8 protein-coding genes are annotated in these 18,154 nt (G+C 67.7%); all 8 read right to left on the bottom strand.

The window, feature by feature from the left end; translation table 11 throughout:
- On the bottom strand, positions 1–1,749 hold the full coding sequence (gene treZ, locus JNG39_RS03270) for a malto-oligosyltrehalose trehalohydrolase (RefSeq protein ID WP_368309643.1): 1,749 nt from the start codon (positions 1,747–1,749) through the stop codon (positions 1–3).
- The gene (glgX, locus tag JNG39_RS03265; protein ID WP_368309642.1) at positions 1,746–3,857 is read right to left on the bottom strand and encodes a glycogen debranching protein GlgX; all 2,112 of its coding nucleotides are present in this window, start codon (positions 3,855–3,857) and stop codon (positions 1,746–1,748) included. Before glgX ends, treZ begins: the two co-directional genes overlap by 4 nt.
- An 11-nt stretch (positions 3,858–3,868) precedes the next feature.
- Positions 3,869–6,052 carry a 1,4-alpha-glucan branching protein GlgB gene (gene glgB / locus JNG39_RS03260; protein WP_368310802.1) on the bottom strand — a complete coding sequence of 728 codons (2,184 nt, stop codon included), beginning with the start codon at positions 6,050–6,052 and terminating at the stop codon, positions 3,869–3,871.
- Complete coding sequence (gene treS, locus JNG39_RS03255; protein WP_368309641.1) at positions 6,052–9,369, bottom strand: maltose alpha-D-glucosyltransferase; 3,318 nt, start codon at positions 9,367–9,369, stop codon at positions 6,052–6,054. The genes glgB and treS overlap by 1 nt, the downstream gene beginning before the upstream one ends.
- 4 nt (positions 9,370–9,373) lie before the next feature.
- Positions 9,374–12,646, bottom strand: a complete 3,273-nt coding sequence (locus JNG39_RS03250; RefSeq protein ID WP_368309640.1) for a maltotransferase domain-containing protein — start codon at positions 12,644–12,646, stop codon at positions 9,374–9,376.
- 331 nt (positions 12,647–12,977) lie between these two features.
- Positions 12,978–13,616, bottom strand: coding sequence for an FMN-binding negative transcriptional regulator (locus tag JNG39_RS03245; protein WP_368309638.1), 639 nt, complete (start codon positions 13,614–13,616; stop codon positions 12,978–12,980).
- 2 nt (positions 13,617–13,618) lie between these two features.
- Positions 13,619–14,563, bottom strand: a complete 945-nt coding sequence (zipA, locus tag JNG39_RS03240; protein ID WP_368310801.1) for a cell division protein ZipA — start codon at positions 14,561–14,563, stop codon at positions 13,619–13,621.
- 68 nt (positions 14,564–14,631) lie between these two features.
- Positions 14,632–18,132 carry a chromosome segregation protein SMC gene (gene smc / locus JNG39_RS03235; RefSeq protein ID WP_368309637.1) on the bottom strand — a complete coding sequence of 1,167 codons (3,501 nt, stop codon included), beginning with the start codon at positions 18,130–18,132 and terminating at the stop codon, positions 14,632–14,634.
- Positions 18,133–18,154: the final 22 nt, after the last annotated feature.

The raw sequence follows: 18,154 nt of genomic DNA, 5'->3' as shown, positions 1-18,154 counted from the left end.
TCAGGACTCCAGGCAAGCCAATGCGCGGCCGGCGGGGATCGCGCCGCGCGAAACGGAGGCGATGTCCGATGCCGCGCCATGCAGCCACGCCGCCGCGGGCGATGGTGGGCGTTCGAGCGTGACGTCGGTGTCGCCGAGATTGACGAAGATCGTTAACGTTCGCGCGCCGAGCGACCATGAGGCGACGAAGGCGCGTTCGCCCAGCGCGTCGGCGCGCAGCCCTCGCGCGTCGTCGAGATACGGCGCGACGTGCTCCTGGCGCAAGGCGATCAGTTCACGCACGAGTTCGCGCCGACGCTCTCCATGGGCGGGATCGCACTCGGGAATGGAACGCAGGAAGGTGTCGCGCAGGTTCGGATCGGGGATGTCGTCGGCCGAAAAGCCGGCGAAGCCTTCGAACTCCTTGCGCCGACCTTCGCGCACCGCCTTGCGCAACGCCTCGTCGGGGAAGTCGGTGAAGAACAGGAACGGCGTGTGGCTGGCCGATTCCTCGCCCATGAACAGCATGGGCACGAACGGCGCCAGGAGCAGCAGCGCGAGCGCGGCCTCCATCGTCTCCGGCGGCACCAGGGTCGTCAGCCGGTCGCCGAGCGCGCGATTGCCTACCTGGTCGTGGTTCTGCAGGAAATTGACGAATCGCATCGCGGGAAGATGCCCGCTGGGTTCGCCGCGCCGCTTGTCGCCCATCACCTCGCCCTGGAAGGCAAAGCCCTCGCGCAGGCTGCGCAGGAGCTTCTCCATCGCCGGCCGGTAATGGGCGTAATAACCTTCCGACTCGCCCGTCATGAGCACGTGGATCGCATTGTGGAAGTCGTCGTTCCACTGCGCGTCGAAACGCCCCCGCCCCAGCAGGTGCGCCTGGTTTGCTTCGTTCTCCAGCACCAGGTGCACGTGGCGATCCGGCCCGATCGCGGCATGCACGCGCGCCGCCAGTGAACCGAGCCAGCCGGCGTTGCCGATGGCGTGCACCGCGTCGAAACGCAGGCCGTCGAAGCGGTATTCGTCGAGCCAGTAGAGCGCGTTGTGCACGAAGTAGTCGCCGACCTGCGGCGTGGATACGCCCACCGAAGCGCCCCATGGCGTGTGCGCATCGCCTTCGAAGAACGGCGCGGCATACGCGCCAAGGTAATTGCCTTCCGGGCCGAAGTGGTTGTAGACCACGTCGAGGAACACCATGAGGCCCATGCCGTGGGCCTCGTCGGTCAGCGCCTTGAGTTCGTCCGGCGTCCCATATGCCGCGGCGGGCGCGAACGGCAGCACGCCGTCGTAACCCCAGTTGCGCTCGCCCGCGAACTCGGCGATCGGCATCAGTTCGATGGCCGTCACGCCAAGCGCGGCCAGGCGCGGCAACGCATCGCGCACGCCGCGAAAACCCCCGAACGCACCCACGTGCAGTTCGTAGATCACCGTCTCGCGCCAAGGCCTGCCTGCCCATGCATGACGCCAGGCATAGGCGCCCGGGTCCACCACGACGCTGTAGCCATGCACGTCGCCGTCGCGCTGAAGGCGCGAGGCGGGATCGGGCACGGCGAGATCGTCACGCAGGCGGAACCGGTATCCGTCGCCCGTCTCCACGTCGCAGACGCACTCGAACCATCCGTCGTCCAGCGCGCGCATGGGTGTCGCGTGGCCGTCCTCGCATTCGAGGGATACCGACTCCACGTCGGGCGCCCACAGGCGAAACCGCACTCGTCCGTCACCCAGTCGCTTCGCGCCATAGGGCATCGCGTGCGCGTGCGTTTCCGTCATGCGGGCTCCCTCCTTATCAAGGTCGCCAACAGCATCACGCTGTGCCCCTGCACCTCCACCGACGGCTCCTGCCATGGCAGGTCGGCGGCGCACGGCTTCGTGCTATCGCAACGGATGCGCCAGGCGCTTTCCGGTTCGGGTAGCCGGAAGACGTGGGCATCGGGCGTACCGTTGATCAGCAACAGGGTGACGTCCGCGCGCTTTTCGCCATGGGGGAGCGCACGTCGCACCGCGAGGAGGCGGCCTTCGGTGTATCCCCAGGTCTCCTGGGTCATCTCCGCGCCGCTCTCGTCGAACCAGGCGACCTCGCGGATGCCCGGGATCACGTCCACGTCGCCGCGCAGGAAGTCCGGCGCGCGCAAAGTCGGATGCTGGGCCCGCAACCGGATGAGCCGCGCGACGAAGTCGGTCAGCTCCTTGCCGCGGTCGGTACCGGCCAGTTTCCAGTCGAACCAGGACAATTCGTTATCCTGGCAATAGGCGTTGTTGTTGCCCTGCTGCGTGCGACCGAACTCGTCGCCACCGAGCAGCATGGGCGTGCCGTTGGAAAAGATCAGCGTGGCGAGCATCGCCCGCTTGACGCGGTCGCGCACCGCGACGATGGCGGGATCGTCCGTCGGCCCTTCCACCCCGTGGTTATAGCTTTCGTTGTCGTTGCCGCCGTCGCGATTGTCCTCGCCGTTGGCTTCGTTGTGCTTGTCGCTGTAGCTGACGAGGTCCTCCAGCGTGAACCCGTCGTGCGCCGTGAGGAAGTTCACGGACGCCCAGGGTTTGCGCCGCTGATGGTCGAACAGGTCGCCCGAGGCCTGCAGGCGCCCGGCCAGCGCGCCACGCATGCCCGCGTCGCCCTTCCAGAAACGTCGCACGTCGTCGCGGAACTTGCCGTTCCACTCGGCGAAACCCGGCGGATGGTTGCCGAGCTGGTATCCCCCCGGGCCGATGTCCCAAGGTTCGGAAATGAGCTTGACCGAGGACAGCACGGGATCCTGCCGCATGGCGTCGAACAGGCCACCGTTCGGATCGAACCCGTGTTCCTCGCGACCCAGGCTGACGCCCAGGTCGAAGCGGAAACCGTCGATATGGAAGGTCTGGACCCAGTAGCGCAATGAATCCATCACCATTTGCAGCACGCGCGGATGCGCGGTGTTGACCGTATTGCCCGTGCCCGTGTCGTTGATGCAATAGCGGGGGTTGTCCGGCATCAGGCGGTAATAGCTCTTGTTGTCGAGCCCGCGGAACATCATCGTGGTGCCCAGCTCGCTACCCTCGCAGGTGTGGTTGTAGACCACGTCGAGGATCACCTCGATACCCGCGGCGTGCAGCGCCTGTACCGCGGCACGGATCTCGTTGAGGGTGCCTTCGGACAGATACGAGGGCTCCGGGGCGAAGAACGCCATGGTGTTGTAGCCCCAATAGTTGCGCAGCTTCATCTCGGCGAGGCGGCGGTCCTGGAGGAAGGCGTGCACGGGAAGCAACTCGATGGCCGTGATGCCGAGCTTCACCAGGTAATCGATCACGTAGGGATCGGCGAGCGCGATGAAGGTGCCGCGTTCGTGCGGGCGGATGCGCTTGAGCGAGCGCGTGAACCCCTTCAGGTGGGCCTCGTAGACCACCGTCTGGTTCCACGGCGTGTGCGGGCGGTTGCCTCCCCGTCGCCAATGCATCGGCTCGTCGACGACCACCGCCTTGGGCATCGCCGCCGCGCTGTCGCGGCGATCGAAGGACAGGTCGGCGCGTGGCGATGCCACGCGATAGCCGTGCAACACGTCCGACCAGCGCACCTGGCCGTGGAGCAGGCGGGCGTAGGGATCCAGCAGGAGCTTGTTGGGATTGAACCGGTGGCCCTCCTCCGGCGCGTACGGGCCATGGGCGCGAAAGCCGTAGAGCGTGCCACCACGAACGCGTGGCAGGTAGCCATGCCAGATCTCGTCGGTGCACTCGGGGAGATCGTAGCGCGCGATCTCCCGTTTACCCGACGGATCGAACAGGCATAGCTCCATGCGCTCCGCATGCGCGGAGAACACGGCGAAGTTCGTTCCCATGCCGTCACAGGTGGCGCCGAGGGGATACGGCGTGCCGGATTGCATGCGTTCGGGTAGCGCGGGCATGGTGTTCCTCTTCAGTCGGCGACGAAAATCACCGTGGACAGCGGTGGCAGGCTGATCACGAGCGACTGGTCGAACCCGTGTTCCGGCACGGCCTGCGCATGGCGCTCGCCCTCGTTGCCCACGCCGGAACCGCCATAGTCCACGGCATCGGAGTTGACGGCCTCGCGCCAGCGCCCGGCCTCGGGCACGCCCACACGGAAGCCATGGCGAGGCGTAGGCGTCATGTTCGAGATGACCAGCGCCGGGCGTCCCTCGTCGGCGAATCGCAGCCAGGCGAACACGCTCTGCGCCGCGTCGTCGCCGATGACCCAACGGAAACCGCGCGGATCGGCGTCCAGCGCGTGCAGCGCTGGGGTCGAGGCATAGAGGCGGTTGAGGTCGCGCACCAGCATTTGCACGCCCAGGTGCAAGGGGTGGTCGAGCAGTTCCCAGGCGATCTGCGCGTCGTGGTTCCACTCGTGCGGCTGGGCGATCTCGCCGCCGGTGAACAGAAGCTTCTTGCCGGGATGGCCCCACATGAAGCCGTAGTAGGCGCGCAGGTTGGCGAAGCGCTGCCATTCGTCGCCCGGCATGCGGCCGAGCAGCGACCGCTTACCGTGCACCACTTCGTCGTGGGAGAGCGGCAGCACGTACTTCTCCGAGTACGCATAGACCATGCTGAAGGTCATCTCGCCATGGTGCCAGCGGCGGTGGATGGGATCGCGCGACATGTATTCGAGCGAGTCATGCATCCAGCCCATGTTCCACTTGAAGGTGAAGCCCAGACCACCCTCCTCCACCCGGCGCGTCACGCCCGGCCACGCCGTGGATTCCTCGGCGATGGTCATGCAGTCGGGATGGCGTTCGGCCACGAGCGCGTTCACGCGGCGAAGAAAGGCGATGGATTCGAGGTTCTCGCGACCGCCGTACATGTTGGGCACCCATTCGCCCGCCTTGCGCGAATAGTCGCGGTAAAGCATCGAGGCGACGGCGTCCACGCGCAGGCCGTCGACGTGGAAGCGCTCCAGCCAGGCCAGGGCGCTGGCGACGAGGAAGGCCGAGACCTCGTTGCGTCCGAGGTTGTAGATCAGCGTATTCCAGTCCTGGTGGAAGCCTTCGCGAGGGTCGGCGTGTTCGTAGAGCGGCGTGCCGTCGAAGTGCGCCAGCCCGTGGATGTCGGTCGGGAAATGCGCGGGCACCCAATCCACGATGACGCCGATGCCGGCCTCGTGGCAGCGGTCGACGAAACGGGCGAACGCCTCCGGCGTGCCGAACCGCGACGTCGGGGCGAACTGCCCCAGCGGCTGGTATCCCCACGAACCGCCGAACGGGTGCTCGGAGACGGGCAGCAGTTCGACATGGGTGAAGCCCATGCCGGCCAGGTAGGGGATCAACCGTTCGCCCAACTCGTCCCAGTGCAATTCGCGACCGTCCGGGCCGCGCAGCCACGAACCGGCATGCATCTCGTAGATGGACAACGGTGACCCGGCATGATGCAGCGCGCCGCGGCGGCGCATCCACTCGTCGTCGGTCCAGCGGAACGCTTCCGGATCGGCCACGATCGAGGCGGTGGCGGGCGGCAGTTCGGCCGCGAGCGCCACGGGATCGGCGCGCTGGGTGAGCGAGCCGTCCGCACCCCATATCTCATACTTGTAGCGGGCGCCCGGCAGCAGGCCCGGGACGAAGAGCTCCCATACGCCTGCCGGCACGCGCTTGCGCATCGGATGGCGGCGGCCGTCCCAGCTGTCGAAGTCGCCGACCACGCTCACGCGCTGCGCATTCGGCGCCCAGACGGCGAAACGCACGCCATGCACACCGTCGACGGTGACCGGATGCGCTCCGAGGCAGCGAAACAGTTCGATGTGCGTGCCGTCGGAGAGGCGTCGCAGGTCATCGTCGCCGAGCAGCATGCCGAACGCATACGGATCGTGCGTGTCGTGTGTCGCCGCGGGCCAGTGGACACGCAGCCGGTAACCGCCCTCACCGTCGAGAAACCCGGCGAAGAGACCCGCCGGATGCACGCGCTCGAGCGTGGACATTACGCGGCCCTGCGGATCGATGAGGTCGATGGCGTCGGCACCGGGTTGCAGGGCACGAACCACGCGGCGCCCGTCGACGTCATGCGGCCCCAGCAGGGCGAAGGGATCGCCGTGACGACCGTGGACGAGAGCGTCGACGGCATCGGCATCGGTCAATCCATAGGAGCGCGGATCGATCACGTTTCCTCCTTCAGCGCCACGGCCGCTTCGCCGCGCGCGGCGTGGAGCAAGCCACGCAGTGGCACGTCGAGCCAGCCCGGCCGGTTGGCGGCTTCGTAGGTGATTTCATAGGCGGCTTTCTCGATCACGAAGAGCTCGAGCAGCGGCATGAAGTCGCTGTCCGATACCCAGCGCACCGGCGCCCGTTCCAGCACGCGACGGTACGCCTCGACGAATACGCGCGACGCCCGCTCGCGGAATCGGACGAGGTAGTCGCCGAAGCCCGGGTCCTCGACTGGCGCGAGGCCATCCTCGCCGCGACGCGCCATGGCCGCCGCGTAGTCGAGCGAACGCAGGAACCCGGCGACGTCGCGCAGCGGCGTGTTCTTGCCGCGCCGCTCCTCCAGCGTGCGCGCCGGCTCACCCTCGAAATCGATGATGTAGGCGTCGTCCTGCACGACGAGGATCTGGCCGAGGTGGAAATCGCCATGGGTACGCGTGGCCAACACGCCCTCGCCCGCCCTGGCCAGCTGGCCCACGCGGTCTTCGAGCACCCCGGCGAGGCCACGCAGGGCCTCGACGTCGGCGGCCAGTTCCTCGGACATGTCCCGCGTGCTGTCCACGGCAAGCAGGGCGCGCCCGACCTGCGCGCGAACGCCGTCGCGCCACGCCTGCGTCGCTTCGCCGGAGACCTTCTCGGGCGAGAAGGCGGGCAGGTCCGACGGCTTCGCCAGCACGGCATGCAATTCACCCAGACGCGTGCCCACGGCCGCGGCGAAGGCGTCGTATCCACCCTCGATCTCCGCGCGCCGCTCGTCGTCGGGCGAATGGCTGTATTCGTCGTAGCTGCGCCGCAGGAAGTCGAGCGTCCAGCGCCAGGCGTCGCCCTGGTTGCGGAGGAAGCCCAGCAGCACGGCCAGTGTCGTGCGCTCGCCGTGTTCACCCACGCGGACCACCTCGCCCATCAGCGGCGCGGTGTTGGCGTAGCCGTTCTCGGTGAGGAAGCGACCCATTTCCACTTCGGGATTGATGCCCGCCGAGACACGGCGGAACAGCTTGACGACACCCGCGTCGTGCGCGATCAGCGAACTGTTGGACTGCTCCGACGACAACCAGCGGTTCTCGATGGACGGATCGAACGCCACGCCTTCGAAGGCTGCCGTGGTCTCGAAGCGGATCACGCTGTTGCCCGACTTGAGTTCCACGTGATCACGCAGACCGGCGAGCAGGCCGTTGACGAAGGCGTCGAGCGCGAAACCGTCGGTGAGGATGCCGATGCGGCGCCCGCGACGGACGCGCGCAAGGGTGACCTGTTGCTGGCGGGCGTTGGGCGTCTCGTCTTCCCAGACGATGCCCACGGGGAGGCTGTAGCGTTCCTTGCCGCCGTCGCCGAGCGTCGCTTCGATCTCGGTGAACACGAGGTCGTCGCCGCGATCGGGCCATGGCACCGCATGCATCACCTTGACGCTGTCGATGCCCCGGTCCTTCGACGCGAACCAGCGGCGCACCGAGAGGTATCCGGGCAGCACCTGCTTCTCGATCACGCCGCGGTGGTGTTCCATCACCGGCCCCTCGACGAGGGCCCCGCGCAGCACGAGCGTTTCGTAGTCGGGCAGCGGCTCGGCCGGCTGCTCGTGCCATTCGGGCATCTGCGCGTTGGGGCAGAGCTGGAAGGCATAGAAACCGAACGGCGGCACGGTGAGCAGGTAAGGCAACTGTCCCACCGGCGGGAACGAGGTACCGCCGATGATCTCGACCGGCACCTGCCCGTCGAACGCGGCCAGGTCCAGCTCCACCGCCTGCAAGCTGCGCGACATGTTGGCCACGCACAGCACGTGCTCGTCGCCGAACTCGCGCAGGTAGGCCAGCACCTTGCGGTTGCCCGGGTAGAGGAATTTCAGCGAACCGCGACCGAAGGCCTTGTAGCGCTTGCGCACGGCAAGCATGCGGCGCGTCCAGTTGAGCAGCGAATACGGGTCGCGCTGCTGCGCCTCGACGTTGATCGCCTGGAAACCGTAGAGCGGATCCATGATCGGCGGCAGCACGAGGCTGGCCGGATCGGCGCGGGAGAAACCGCCGTTGCGGTCCACCGACCATTGCATCGGCGTGCGCACACCATCGCGGTCGCCGAGGTGGATGTTGTCGCCCATGCCGATCTCGTCGCCGTAATAGAGCACGGGCGTGCCGGGCATCGTGAGCAGCATCGCGTTCATCAGTTCGATGCGGCGGCGATCGCGTTCGAGCAGCGGCGCCAGGCGCCGGCGGATGCCGAGGTTGATGCGGGCGCGGCGGTCGGCGGCGTAGGTCTGCCACAGGTAGTCGCGCTCGTTGTCGGTGACCATCTCCAACGTCAGTTCGTCGTGGTTGCGCAGGAAGATCGCCCACTGGCAGTTCTCCGGGATCGCCGGGGTCTGCCGCATGATATCGGTGATGGGAAAGCGGTCTTCGCGCGCGATGGCCATGTACATGCGCGGCATCAACGGAAAGTGGAACGCCATGTGGCATTCGTCGCCGTTGCCGAAATAGTCCTGCGTGTCTTCCGGCCACTGGTTGGCCTCGGCCAGCAGCATGCGGTCGGGATAATGCTGGTCGATCTCCGCACGCATCAGCTTGAGGATCTGGTGCGTCTCGGGCAGGTTCTCGTTGTTGGTGCCTTCGCGCTCGATCAGGTAGGGCACGGCGTCGAGGCGCAGGCCGTCCACGCCGATGTCGAGCCAGAATCGCATCACCTCGAGCACGGCCTTCAATACGGCCGGGTTATCGAAGTTGAGGTCGGGCTGGTGCGAGAAGAAGCGGTGCCAGAAATACTGGCCGGCCACCGGGTCCCAGGTCCAGTTCGACTTCTCGGTATCGAGGAAGATGATGCGCGTGCCGTCGTAGGCCTGGTCGGTATCCGACCACACGTAGAAATCGCGCGCGGCCGAGCCCTTCTTCGCGTGGCGCGCTTTCTGGAACCACGGGTGCTGGTCGGAGGTGTGGTTGATGACCAGCTCGGTGATCACGCGCAAGCCGCGCTTGTGCGCCTCGGCAATGAAGCGCTTCGCGTCGGCGAGCTTGCCGTAGTCCTCGTGCACCGCCTTGTATTCGGCGATGTCGTAGCCGTCGTCCCGGCGCGGGCTGGGATAGAACGGCAGCAGCCAAAGGGTGTTCACGCCGAGGTCGGCGATGTAGTCGAGCTTGTCGATCAGGCCCTGGAAGTCGCCCACGCCGTCGTCGTTCGAATCGAAGTACGACTTGACGTGCACCTGGTAGATGATCGCGTCCTTGTACCAGAGCGGATCGCTGGAGAAATCCGGCGCGGTCGCGCGCTTCTTTGCCTTGCCGCGTGTTGCCATGTGGTCAGACTCCGGGTAACCGTACCTGCCAGATCGCGTAGGGCTGGCCGAGGCCGAGCCATACGTTCTGGGTTGCGCCGCGCCAAGCGACGGGGCGTGCGTGGAGAAGATCGCGGACGTCGAGCGAGGCATCCGGAGGAAGGCCCCAGTCGTCCAGCGGGAGGGTGAGGTCGGCGGCCTGCGCGTTGTGGGGATCCATGCTGATCGCCACGAGCACGAGGTCGTCGCCCGCGCGTTTTTCGAAGAACAGCACCTGGTCGTTGTTCGCGGGCAGGAAGCGCACGCCCAGGTGGGTCTGCAGCGCGGGATGCGCGCGGCGGATGCGGTTGAGCTGGGTGATCTCGGCGACGATGTTGCCCGGCGCATCGAAGTCACGCACGCGGATCTCGTACTTCTCCGAATCGAGGTACTCCTCCTTGCCCGGCATCGGCGCGGATTCGCAGATCTCGAAGCCCGAGTACATGCCCCACAGGCCCGAAAGCGTGGTCGCCAGCGCCGTGCGGATGAGGAAGCCGGGACGGCCCGAGGTCTGCAGGAAGTACGGGTCGATATCCGGCGTGTTGACGAAGAAGTTGGGGCGGAAGAAATCCTTCGGCGGCGTGGTGGTCAGCTCGGTGAGGTAGTCGATGAACTCGCGCTTGGAGTTACGCCAGGTGAAATACGTGTACGACTGGCTGAAGCCCACCTTGGCCAGGCGATACATCGGCTTGGGCCGGGTGAACGCCTCGGAGAGGAACAGCGTACCGGGGTACTTCGCCCGCACCTGCGCGATCATCCACTCCCAGAACGGAAACGGCTTGGTATGCGGGTTGTCGACGCGGAAGGTACGCACGCCCTCGCCCGCCCAGAACAGCACCACGTCGCACAGGGCCTGCCACAACGAGGGCACCGAACCGTCGGCGTAGAAATCCACGTTGACGATGTCCTGGTATTTCTTCGGCGGGTTTTCCGCGTACTTGATGCTGCCGTCCGGACGCCAGTCGAACCATTCCGGGTGTTCCTTCAGCCACGGATGGTCCGGCGAGCACTGGATGGCGAAGTCGAGCGCCAGCTCCAGGCCGTGTTCGTGGGCCGCATCGCGCAAGGCGCGGAAATCGTCCAGCGTGCCCAACTGCGGGTGGATGGCGTCGTGCCCGCCATCGGGCGAGCCGATGGCGTACGGGCTGCCGGGGTCGTCCGGACCGGGCGTGAGCGTGTTGTTGGGCCCCTTTCGGAAGGCCTTGCCGATGGGGTGGATCGGCGGGAAGTAGAGCACGTCGAAGCCCATGTCGCGGATCGCCGGAAGGCGCGCGATGGTATTGCGGAAGGTGCCGTGCTTCTTCGGATCGTCCGTCATCGAACGCGGGAACAGCTCGTACCAGCTCGCGAACATCGCCTCGCGCCGATCCACCTCGACGACGAACGTGGTGCTGACCGTCGAGCGTTCCCGTGGGTCGGTGGCGTCCATCAACGCCACCGTGCCGTCGGCGAGAAGCAGTTCGAGACGCGCGTCGCCTTCGGCCTTCGAAACCGCCGCGGCGAGGCTGCGCAGCGCCCGCGCCTTGGGACCGGTGGCATCCTTCGCACGCGCTTCGACCAGCAACCGTCCCTCTTCCAGTTCCAGGTCGACGGCCACGCCGGCGGCGTGCTTGACCTCGAGTTCGTGGTGGTAGCTGCCGAAACGGTCGTGCCAGGCCTCGACGCGGAATTCGTAGCGACCGACGCGCGTGGGCGTGAAGGTGGCGGTATGGATGTCGTTGTTTACCGGCGACATGGTCGCCTCGCGCCAGCTCTTTTCGTCCTGCGCGCGGTACGACAGCCGAGCCGCGAGTACCTCGTGGCCGTCCATGAAAATGTCGGCGGTGACCGTGACCGGTTGGCCGACGATGCGCTTGGCGGGAAAACGTCCCCCGTCCACCGTCGGCTCCACGGCTTCGATCACCACACGGGGCGATGCCGTGGCCGCTTGCAAGGTCTCCTTGCGCGCCGTCGCGCCGAGCTTCTTCACTACCGGTCCCGCGGGCACGCCGGACAGGGTTATCACGCCGCCGGGAGGTAGGGTCATGGCATCGCCTTGGTCGAAATACTTGCGTCCGTCCGGGGCCGTCCACGTCGCGAAATGGCTTGCTGCGCCCGCCAGCGCGTCCGCCGCGCTCACGACCATGTCGCGGTCGAGCGAGGCGTTGACCAGCGTGAGCGTGGCCCGACGCGCCGTGCGCGGATCCGCGCCGTCGACGGCGAATAGCGAGGTGACGCAGCCGTGCGTGGCGATGAGGGGCACGCCGGGCACGTCGTCGCCCACCCCACGATTCGCCGCGGCGATCGCCTCGGACAGGTCGAGCGCGGCATGGGCCTTCCATTCGGCGGGCGTGGCGGGCGTGCCGCGCCGTGGATCGAGCGCATCGTGAATCGCGTATTCGAATCCCATCGGCATGAGCCATCCGGCAGCCGCGGTCGCCGCGAAGGCGATCGCTCGGCCGTAGGCGTGTTCGAGCTGGTTCTCCTCGCCCAGCTCGTCGCCGAGGCGGCGCGCGAACGGCGCTTCGACGCAGGCCATGGCGGGTGCCACCGTTTGCAGGCGTGCCGCCTCTTCGGCGAACCACGAGGAACGGAAATCCCACCAGGCCGAGGAATTGACCACGGCATCGAAGCCCGCGCCCTGCAAGGCGGCGATGTCGTCCGGCGTGCAGCCGGGCGTCCAGGCGACGAAACTCGCACCGGGTGCCTCGGCGCGTACCGCGTCGATCAGGGCCTTCCACGTCGCCGCGCCCAGTCGCTGGGGATGCACGAGACGAAAACCCTCCACACCGGCGGCGGTCCACCGACGCAGGCGATCGATCCACCACGACGCGGCGGCATCGGCCACGGCGGGGTCGTTGAAACGCCAGCGCGCGCTATCGGATTCGGCCGGCGTCCAGCGCGGGTCGGGCGTGCCGTGCTCGGCGGCGACGGGACGGAACCACTCCGGATGCTCCGTGCGTACCGTCGCGTCGGACGCCAGTTCGTCCAGGGGAAGGTCCAGCCAGAAGGCCATGTCGCGCGCACGGCAGGCCTTGGCGATCTGCGCCAGGCGCGTGACCGCGTCGCCGTCGGCGTCGAGCGCGGGATGCAAATGGTCGAAGTCCCGCGTGACGAACACGTCGCCGGCCTGCGAAGGCACGAAGGGCGGTGCCACCAGCAACTGGCGGAAACCGAGCGACGCGGCATGGTCGATCCACGCGCTCCACCCCGTCATCGGTCCCGCCTGCAACGGATGCAGGTAATAGATGCAAAAGGGCGCACGCATGCTTGCCGACATGTGACTCGTGTTCCTTGGGGAGTAAACACAAGCATGCCGGGCCTGATGTGTGCATCACGCCAACGCCCGGACACGCGGGGGAGCAGTCACAGTGACGCATCGGGGTGTTTCGGGAATGTGAAATCGGCGGGGCCAACCGCCTGAAAGCGGAAGCCGATAGGCGGTCTGGCACGTTCATAGCGCGGGGCGCTGAATTCCCTGCTTTCGCAGGGACAGGGTCCGCTTGCGCAGGAATGACGGGCCATTGTTCGGTCACTCTCACGAATACTGAAACGTCGCTCCTGCGTATGCAGGAGCCCAGCGCGGTGCGTTCGGCTTCGCGAATGTGGATCTACGAGCTTTTCACGGCGAGCATCGCGCTTGCGATTGCCCGCTCGTCATCTCCGCCCCGCTCCGCAAGAAGCTTCGCCGCACCGGCGCGATCTTCGACACTGCGGTTCTGCCCGAGCTTCCACTTGCCCTCGATCCGCGCGATCGGCAGGCGGATGCCGACGATGGCGCCGAGCATCGATTCGACATAGTCGGCCGGCGCATCGGCGACCTGCCACGGCACGGACTGCTCGGCGGCCTTCTCGCTCTGGTCGGTCAGCGTGTCGAGCAGGTCGAGCAACGCCGTGGGATCGGTGAAGGTCTCGGGCACGCCGTAGGCGTGCACGGCGATGTAGTTCCACGTCGGCACTTCACGGCCATGCACCGCCTTGCCGGGATAACCGTTGGGCGAGATGTACGCATGCGGCCCCGCGAACATCGCGAGGGCCTCGCCCCCATGCCGCCGCACGTGGTCGTTGGGCCTGGCCACGTGCGCGTAGAGCGTGCCGAGCGGGCCCTCGTCCGGCACGAGCACGAACGGCAGGTGCGTGGCCTCGATGGCGCCCTCGGCCGCCGTCACCAGCGCCCCGAAGGCGATCCCGCGGATCGCCTCGTGCAAGACGGGCAGGCGATCCTCGACGAAGGCGCGCGGCGTGTACATGGTTAAGGGCCGAAGGTGATTTCTTCGCCCTCGTGGCCGCGATCCCACCCGCGCAGCTCATCGCGGATGTGGGCGACGCGTTGCCGGCCGAGGGCGTTGCGCTCCTCGTCGAGCACGAGGCCGTCGAGCAGCTCGGCCAGGCGCTGGGCCGTGGGCAGCATGGCGTCCCAGGCGTCGAGCGCGTTGATCGGGCCCGGCAGGGCCATGAAGAACGAGAGCCCGGGCGTCTGCATGGCGGCGACGCGCGACATGTCGAAATTGCCCGGCTTGACGAGGTTGGCCACGCTGAAGATCGGACCCTTTTCCGGGTGACCGTCGACCAGGCGGTGATAGATACCCATGTCGCCGAATTCCAGGCCGACCTTCTCGGCCGCCACGACGAGGTCGGAACCACTGAACTTGAGGCCGTCGCGCGCTACCACGTAAAGGCTGACGATGCGTTCCACCGGGGTGTTCGGCCGGCGGCCCAGGTCGGAACGCGGCGGCGTTTTCGGCACGGGAGGGGGTGCGGGCGCGGGGGCCGGAGGCACGACCGGCGCGGGCGGCGGTGCGGCCGCGACGGGTTCGTCGAGGTCGAAAGGCAGGTCGAGGTCGATGCTCGGCTCCTTGCGCTGCACCGGACGCGGCGCGGGCTCGTCCGGCAGCACGGGCGAGGCCGAGGCCGTGCGCTCGCCGGCCAACGACGCGCCCAGGCGCTCGAGCTCGGCGCGCAGGTCGACATCGAGCTCGCCCTGCCTGGGCGACGGATTGAACAGCGGGTCGTTGGCGTCGTCGTCGCGGGCCGAAAAGCCCTCCTCGTCCGGTTCCCCGTCATGGAACACCGGGTCGCGCCGCTCGCGCGAACGCTCGGGCTGCTGCTCGGGCACGGGCTTGCGGCGGCCCTGCTCCTTGCGCGGCTGGCCGAAGAGCCAGATCAGCACGAGGATGACGATGCCGACGAAGAGCATCGGGATGCCGACTGCCGGATTCCAGGCGAGGCCGATGGCTGGTGTCATGGGAGTTCCTTGGGTAGTGCTCAGGCGACGCCGGCGAGCTTCGACGCTTCGGCCAGGTCGACCTGGACGAGGCGCGAGACGCCCGGTTCGCGCATGGTAACGCCACACAGCTGGTGCGCGGCCTCCATCGTGGCCTTGTTGTGGCTGACGAAGATGAACTGCACCTTCTCGCTCATCTCGCGCACCATCGCCGAGAAGCGGCCGACGTTGGCTTCGTCCAGCGGCGCGTCCACCTCGTCGAGCAGGCAGAACGGCGCGGGATTCAGGCCGAAGATGGCAAACACGAGCGACACCGCCGTGAGCGCCTTCTCGCCGCCGGACAGCAGCGTGATGTTCGATACGCGCTTGCCCGGCGGACGCGCCATGATGGCCACGCCGGTATCGAGCAGGTCTTCGCCGGTGAGTTCGAGGTAGGCGTGGCCGCCGCCGAACAGGCGCGGGAAGAGTTCCTGCACGCCGGCGTTGACGCGGTCGAAGGTCTCCTTGAAGCGCTGGCGCGTTTCGCGGTCGATCTTCTTGATCGCGCCTTCCAGGGTTTCCATGGCACTGGTGAGGTCGGTCAGCTGCGCATCGAGGTACTCCTTGCGCTGCGACTGCTCGGCGTGTTCCTGGATCGCGGCCAGGTTCACCGGCTCCAGGCGGGCGATCTTCTGCGCCAGGTCGGTGAGCTGCTGCTGCCAGTGGGCGGGCTCGGCATCTTCCGCCAGCTCGGCCAGCAACGGCTCCAGTTCGAGCCCCGACGCGCGGATGGCCTGGGCGAGCTGTTCGGCGCGCAATTGCAGGGCCTGGGCGGCGAGACGCTTCTCCGACACGCTCTCGCGCACCTGGTTCATCACGTGCTCGACGCGTTGGCGCTCCTGCTCCAGGCGACGGAATTCGGCGTCGCAGTCTTCGACGGCACGGCGGGCGTCCACCAGTTGCTTGTCGACGAGCAGGCGCTGGTCGAGGTAGGTCTGCCGCTCGGCTTCCAGTTCGACGATGGGATCGGAACCCGCGGCGAGCTGTTCGTCGATCTCGTCCCGACGCGCGGTGACCTGGCGAAGCTGGGTGTCGAGGCGGGCCAGGGCCTGCTCCAGCGAGGTGAGCGCCGCGCGCTTGGAGCCCAGGCCGAGTTCGAGCTGGTGCGCCTGGTCGGCGGCCTCGCGGGCATTGATGCGGGCTTCCTCGCGCGCCTCGAGCAATTCACGGCGCTCGTTCTCCAGCTCGCGGCGTTCGTCCTCGCGGTCGCCCATGTGGCCCACGGCCTCGTCGAGGCGGGCGCGCGCTTCACGGGTCTGGCCCTCGAGTTCGTCGAGCTGTTCGACGATGGCGGAAATCTCGCCGCCGATCTTCTCGGCACGGGCGCGCGCGGTTTCCATCTTGCCGCGGTGGCTCTGCAACTGGCCGGCCAGCTCGGAAAGGCGGCGATGCGCGGCGTAGAGGTCGCGCTGCGCGTCGTCGCGCTGGCGCTCGGTTTCGAACTTGCGCGCGCGCAGTGCCTCGAGCGTTTCGGTGCCTTCCTCGATCGTGGCCTCCAGGGTTTCGATCTGTTCGGCGAGCTGGCGGATCTCGCGTTCGCGCGCCAGCACGCCCACCTGGTTGCCCTGCGCGCGCAACACGCGGGCCCAGCCCGGGCCCATCCATGCGCCGTCACGGGTGATCACCGACTGGTGTTCGGACAGCGAGGCCACGCGCGAGGCGGCCTCCTCCACCGAATCGGCGATGAAGACGTTGCCGAGCAGGGCTACGGCGGCGGCCGGGCCGCGCACGTGCCCGGCCAGCGTGCCCGAGGCGCCGGGGCCACCCTGCGCCGACGCGAACAAGGCCACGTCGGCCTGGCCGAGGCCTTCGAACTCGGGAGCCAGCGCCGCCGGCGCATCGACGAGCACGCCGTCGAGCAGGCCCGACAGCACGGTTTCCACCGCCGATTCGTAACCGGCGTCCACCTGCAGCGATTCACCGAGGCGGCGCGCGCCGTCGAGGCCGAGGCGCTTGAGCCAGCCGGTGGCGGCCGACTCTTCCTGCCCGAGCGCGGCGGTCTGCAGGGCTTCCAGCGAGGCCTGGCGGCCACGCGCGGTCTGCAGCTGCTGGCGGGCGTCGTTGAGCGACGACTGCACCTGGCGCTCTTCGTCGAGCACGCGCTCATAGGCGACCTTGTGCTGGTCGAGCACGGTGCCGAGCTGTTCGACGCGTTCGCGCTGGGTGTCGTGTTCGGTGTCGAGCTGTTCGGCGGCGGCGTCCAGCGCGGCGACGTCGGTGGCGCGCTGTTCGGTTTCCATCGCTTCGCGGCGGCGGGAAAGATCCACGGCCTGGCGATCGAGGTAGGCGAGCTTGGTGCGCTCGACTTCGGCGGCGCGGGTGGATTCGGAGGCGCCGCGCGTGTGGGTGTCCCAACGCTGCTGCCAGTCGGCCATGCGCGACTCGGTGGCGCGCTGCGATTCGGCGGTTTCGTCCTGGATCTGCTGCAGGGCTTCGAGCTTCGGCTCGCCTTCGGCCAGGGCCATGCGCAGGGTTTCCACCTGCTCGCGGTCGGTGGTGATGTGCCCGAGCAGCTCTTCGTGCTCGCGCTCGGTGTCGACACGGGCGCGGGTCAGGCGCTCGGCGAGGTCGCGGTTGTGGCGCACCTGCTGTTCGACGCGGGCGATCTCGGCGCCCACCTTGTAGACCTCGGCCTGCACCTGGTTCAGGTGCTCGCTGGCGCCCTGGTGGCGCTCGCGCACGCTTTCCAGCTGCGCTTCGACCTGGCGCTGCGATGCGGTGTGTTTTTCGATCTCCAGCTCGGCCTCGCGCAGGCCGGAGCCTTCGCCCTGGCGCTGCCGGTCGAGCGTGCGGTATTCCAGCGCGCGTAGCTCGGCCTCGCGACGGGTCTGTTCTTCCTTGAAGGCCTTCCAGCGCTCGGCGGCGCGGGCCTGGCGGTTGAGGTGGTCGAGCTGCTTGTCCACCTCGTCGCGCACGTCGCGCACGCGGTCGAGGTTTTCGCGGGTGGACTTGATGCGGCTTTCGGTTTCCTTGCGGCGCTCCTTGTATTTAGAGATGCCGGCGGCTTCTTCCAGGTGGGTGCGCAACTCTTCGGGCGCCGCCTCGATGATCTGGCTGATCATGCCCTGCTCGATGATCGAGTAGGAGCGCGGGCCCAGGCCCGTGCCGAGGAACAGGTCGGTGATGTCGCGGCGGCGGCAGCGCGCGCCGTTGAGGAAATACGACGACTGGCCGTCGCGGCTCACCACGCGCTTGACCGAGATCTCGGCGAAGCTGGCGTATTCGCCCTGGATGGTGGCGTCGCTGTTGTCGAAGATGAGTTCCACCGCCGCCTGGCCCACGGGCTTGCGGGCGCTGGAGCCGGAGAAGATCACGTCGGTGAGCGAATCGCCGCGCAGGCGGCTGGCCGCCGATTCGCCCATGACCCAGCGGATGGCGTCGATGATGTTCGACTTGCCGCAACCGTTCGGACCGACGACGCCGGTCATGTTGGTGGGCAGGTGCAGCGTGGTCGGGTCCACGAAGGACTTGAATCCCGCCAGCTTGATGGTGGTCAGACGCATGTTTGATTCCGTTGGGACGCGG

The organism is Luteibacter sp. CQ10, from assembly GCF_040900725.1.
Lineage (GTDB): Bacteria > Pseudomonadota > Gammaproteobacteria > Xanthomonadales > Rhodanobacteraceae > Luteibacter.
This window is presented reverse-complemented; position numbering and strand designations above follow the sequence as displayed.